This window comes from Nocardiopsis sp. NPDC055824 (genome assembly GCF_053616335.1).
Window position 1 is genome coordinate 1 of sequence record NZ_JBSHDN010000339.1, and the last position, 3,963, is coordinate 3,963.

The 3,963-nt window shown below is 72.8% G+C and carries 4 protein-coding genes; all 4 read right to left on the minus strand.

The window, feature by feature from the left end; all coding sequences use genetic code 11:
• Positions 1-165 precede the first annotated feature (165 nt).
• Positions 166-408, minus strand: a complete 243-nt coding sequence (locus ACWGL3_RS31380) for a DUF3039 domain-containing protein (protein ID WP_267946310.1) — start codon at positions 406-408, stop codon at positions 166-168.
• Between the two features lie 66 nt (positions 409-474).
• The gene (locus ACWGL3_RS31385; RefSeq protein ID WP_452462131.1) at positions 475-1,056 is read right to left on the minus strand and encodes a YqgE/AlgH family protein; all 582 of its coding nucleotides are present in this window, start codon (positions 1,054-1,056) and stop codon (positions 475-477) included.
• A 106-nt stretch (positions 1,057-1,162) separates the two neighbouring features.
• Positions 1,163-2,569 (minus strand): NAD-dependent malic enzyme, encoded by a 1,407-nt coding sequence (locus ACWGL3_RS31390; protein WP_267946312.1) that lies wholly within the window; start codon positions 2,567-2,569, stop codon positions 1,163-1,165.
• Positions 2,570-2,937: 368 nt separating this feature from the next.
• On the minus strand, positions 2,938-3,711 hold the full coding sequence (locus ACWGL3_RS31395; RefSeq protein WP_452462132.1) for a cytidylate kinase-like family protein: 774 nt from the start codon (positions 3,709-3,711) through the stop codon (positions 2,938-2,940).
• Positions 3,712-3,963: the final 252 nt, after the last annotated feature.

The following is a 3,963-nucleotide window of genomic DNA, read 5'->3' on the forward strand; positions in this document are numbered from 1 at the left end:
GAGCGGGCACGGCCCGGGCGCCCGCAGGGCCGCGGAGCGCGTCCGCCGGAGAGCGGGGGCACGCGCGGCGGCCCGGGGCCCGCGGAGAGCACGAAGGCCTTGGCACGTTCGCGTGCCAAGGCCTTCCGTGTGGCGCCCACCGCGTGGAGGCGACGTGGAGACGTCCTACTTCATCATCTCCTCGTAGGCCTTCTTGCAGTCGGGGCACACCGGGAACTTCTTGGGGTCCCGGTTGGGGACCCAGACCTTCCCGCACAGGGCGATCACGGGGTTGCCGGTGACGGCGCTCTCGGTGATCTTGTCCTTCTGCACGTAGTGGGCGAACCGCTCCCGGTCCCCGCTGTCGTGGGAGATGTCCGGCCTGGTCTCGCTGTCAGGAAGGACCTTGTTGAGGATGTCCATCGCCATCGTGCCTCACACCTTTCGACGTCTGCGTTCCACGGTATAGGGTGCCGCACCCACACCGGTGGGCGCTCAGTTCATGGTGGGATCGTCCGGGTAGGTGGACAGGAGTGCCATCCGCCCGCCCTGGCGCCGCAGCACCCGGGCCCACAGGCCCTCGGGGGACGTGGTGAACACGTCCGAGGGGACCGCGTCGACCACGAACCACGCGCCCTCGTCGATCTCCTCCCGGAGCTGGCCCTCGCTCCACCCGGCGTAGCCGGCGAACACGCGGAACGCTCCCAGGGCCGTCCCGAGCACCTGCGGGGGACCGTCCAGGTCCACCACGCCGACCGCGTCCAGGCCCAGCCCCGGGGCGAGGCCCTCCAGGGGCGCCCAGCCCGGAGGCGGCTCCCCGAGCCCGGCCGCGCCCAGGGCTATCCCGGAGTCGGCCCCGACGGGGCCGCCCGAGAACATCACCGCCGGTTCGCTCGCATAGGCGCCCCAGTCGGTGACGACCTCGTCCACGGCCATACCCAGGGGGCGGTTGAGGATCACCCCGAGTGTGCCGTCGGCCGTGTCGTCCACGACGAACACCACCGAGCGGCGGAAGGAGTCCTCCTGGAGGAGGGGGGCGGCCACCAGGAGCCGCCCGGTCATAGTCGACTGGTCCATGCTGCACCTCTACCCCGGAACAGCCGCCGATCCGCCCGTGTTCCCAGGCCGTTACACGCCCGGGTCCACCGTTCCCTCCCGCGGGGCCCCGCCCCCGGGTCCGGCGTCACTGGACCTGGTCGCGCAGCCCGCGCTGGGCGACCTCGCGCACCGCGGTCGCCACGTGGGTGGACAGGTCGGAGTGGAACACGCTGGGGATGATGTAGTTCGGGCCCAGCTCGTCCTCGCTGACGACGTCGGCGAGGGCCTCGGCCGCGGCGACCATCATGTCGGAGGTGACGTGGTGGCTCTGGGCGTCGAGCAGCCCGCGGAAGAAGCCGGGGAAGACCAGGACGTTGTTGATCTGGTTGGGGTAGTCGCTGCGGCCCGTGGCCACGACGGAGGCGTGCAGGTGCGCGACCTCCGGGTCCACCTCCGGGTCGGGGTTGGCCAGCGCGAAGATGATCGAGTCGTCGTTCATCTCGGCGATGTCCTCGCCCTCGAGCAGGTTGGGGGCGGAGACGCCGATGAAGACGTCCGCTCCGGCGACGGAGCCGCGGAGGTCGCCGCTGTAGCCCTCGGGGTTGGTGTGCTCGGCGATCCACCGGAGGTTGGGGTCCAGGTCGTCGCGCCCGGTGTGCACCGCGCCGCGGACGTCGCTGACGATGATGTCGCGGGCCCCGGCGTGCATGAGGAGCTTGAGGATGGCGGTGCCGGCCGCGCCCGCGCCGGACATGGCGATGCGGACCTCGCCGAGCTTCTTGCCGACGACGCGCAGGGCGTTGCGCAGGGCGGCGAGCACGACGATGGCGGTGCCGTGCTGGTCGTCGTGGAAGACGGGGATGTCGAGCAGCTCGCGCAGGCGGGCCTCGACCTCGAAGCAGCGGGGCGCGGAGATGTCCTCCAGGTTGATCCCGCCGAACCCCGGGGCGATCACCTGGACGGTGCGGACGATCTCGTCCACGTCCTGGGTGTCCAGGGCGATGGGCCAGGCGTCGATGTCGGCGAAGCGTTTGAACAGGGCGGCCTTGCCCTCCATGACGGGCATGGCGGCCTCGGGGCCGATGTTGCCCAGGCCCAGGACGGCGGACCCGTCGGTGACGACGGCGACGCTGTTGCGCTTGATGGTCAGGCGGCGGGCGTCGTCCTTGTTCGCGGCGATGGCCTGGGAGACGCGGGCGACGCCGGGGGTGTAGGCCATGGAGAGCTCGTCGCGGTTGCGCAGCGGCACCTTCGACTTCATCTCGATCTTGCCGCCCAGGTGCATGAGGAAGGTCCGGTCGCTGACCTTGTGGACGACCACGCCCTCGACGGCGCCCAGCGCGTCGACGATGGCCTGCGCGTGCTCGGTGTCGCGGGCGGCGCAGGTGACGTCGATGCGGATGCGCTCGTGCCCGGCCGCGGCCACGTCCAGCGCGGTGATCATGCCGCCCACCTGCTCGACGGCGTTGGTGAGGCTGCCGACAGCGCTGCCCCCAGCATCGAGTTCGAGGCGGACGGTGATGGAGTACGAAACGCTGGGAAGGGTGGCCACGTGTTGCTCCTCGGCTCTGGCTCGGTGTTGTGCGCCCGTCGGGCACGCGGACGGCCCCTCACGGGGACGCGCTGCCGGCGTCGGGGGACCCTCCCGCCGCGGGGCCGCGCCGCGCTCTCGCGGCCCGGCCGGGGCCCGGTGCGGTAGGCGCGTGCGCGGGGCGGCGCTCGCGTCCCGCCCGTGTGCGGGGCGAGGGTGTCCTGCGTGTCCGGTTCGCGCGGTCCCACCGTGGTGGCGGCCGCACGCGGACCTCGGTTGCGGGTGGGGGCTGGTCGGGACCCGGAACCAAGTCGCCTTACCTTACCCGAGTCAAGCGCCCACCGTCAGCACAAGGTGACAATTACCGCGATGGTAAAAAAACGCACAAATTACGACGAATCAGAAGTGTCGTCGGGGCGTCGGCCGGCCTGGGGCGGGAGGTCCCCGGCGGGGGCCGCCCGGTCCCCGGCGGCCCTCACGACGAGGTCGGTACAGGCTTCCAGGGACAGCGCCGAGGTGTCCAGGACCAGGTGGTAGTGGCGCGGGTCGGCGGGGTCGGCGCGGTAGAAGCGGCGCACGTACGAGGCCCGGGCGCGGTCGTTGTCGTCCAGCAGCCGCAGCGTGGGCACGCCCTCCCCCCAGCCGTGCCCGGAGCACTCCTCCCGGTCGCCCGCCTCCCACAGGGCGCGGGCCCTGCGCAGGCGCGCGTCGCGGTCGCCGTCCAGGCGCACGTGCAGGGCGGCGGGGTGGTCGGCGAGGACGACGGCCCCGGCGCGCCCGAGGACGACGCCGCCGCTGTGGGCGACCTCGCCGATGACGAGTTCGGTCTGCTCCACGAACTCGTGGTCGTAGAGGAGGCGCCCCTCCTCGTCGGTGGTGCCGATGAAGGCGGTGTCGACGCTTCCCAGCGTGACGGTGGGAAGGCGTGCGGCACTGGCGAGGAGGCGTTCGAGCCCTCCGGGGGCGCGGTCGTCGCGCTGGAGGACCTCGTCCAGGGAGCAGCCGATCTGGGCCGCCACGGCGCTGGGGATCGCGCGGTCGAGGAAGGCCACGCCCAGCCGTGCGGCGACGGCCGGCCCCACCGCGCTGCCTCCCGCGCCGTAGGTGGCCGAGATCGTGACCACGGGCTCGCCGGTCCTGCGGGGGTCGTCGTCGCTCGCCATGGGACACCTGCCGGGTCGACCTGCGGGCCGTGCCGGCCCGCCTCTTGCGGACTCTTTACCCAGGCGGCGGCGGACCACCCGTGATCGCCCGCGCAAGAAAGCGCCGGTTTTCCGCGGCCCCCGGACCGACCCCCGGACCTCCGTGGCCGGTTCCGGACGGAACCCGCCGGGGTCCGCCCGTGCCGGTCCCGGTCGCGCCCGCGACGAGGCCGTGCCGGTTGAGCATGCTCAGGGCGAAGCCCACCTGCACGT

What these genes read in the sequence shown, in the direction of transcription:
- ACWGL3_RS31385 (WP_452462131.1), bottom strand. Translation starts at nt 1,056, where the DNA reads ATGGACCAGTCGACTATGACCGGGCGGCTCCTGGTGGCCGCCCCCCTC.
- ACWGL3_RS31395 (WP_452462132.1), bottom strand. Translation starts at nt 3,711, where the DNA reads ATGGCGAGCGACGACGACCCCCGCAGGACCGGCGAGCCCGTGGTCACG.
- ACWGL3_RS31380 (WP_267946310.1), bottom strand. Translation starts at nt 408, where the DNA reads ATGGCGATGGACATCCTCAACAAGGTCCTTCCTGACAGCGAGACCAGG.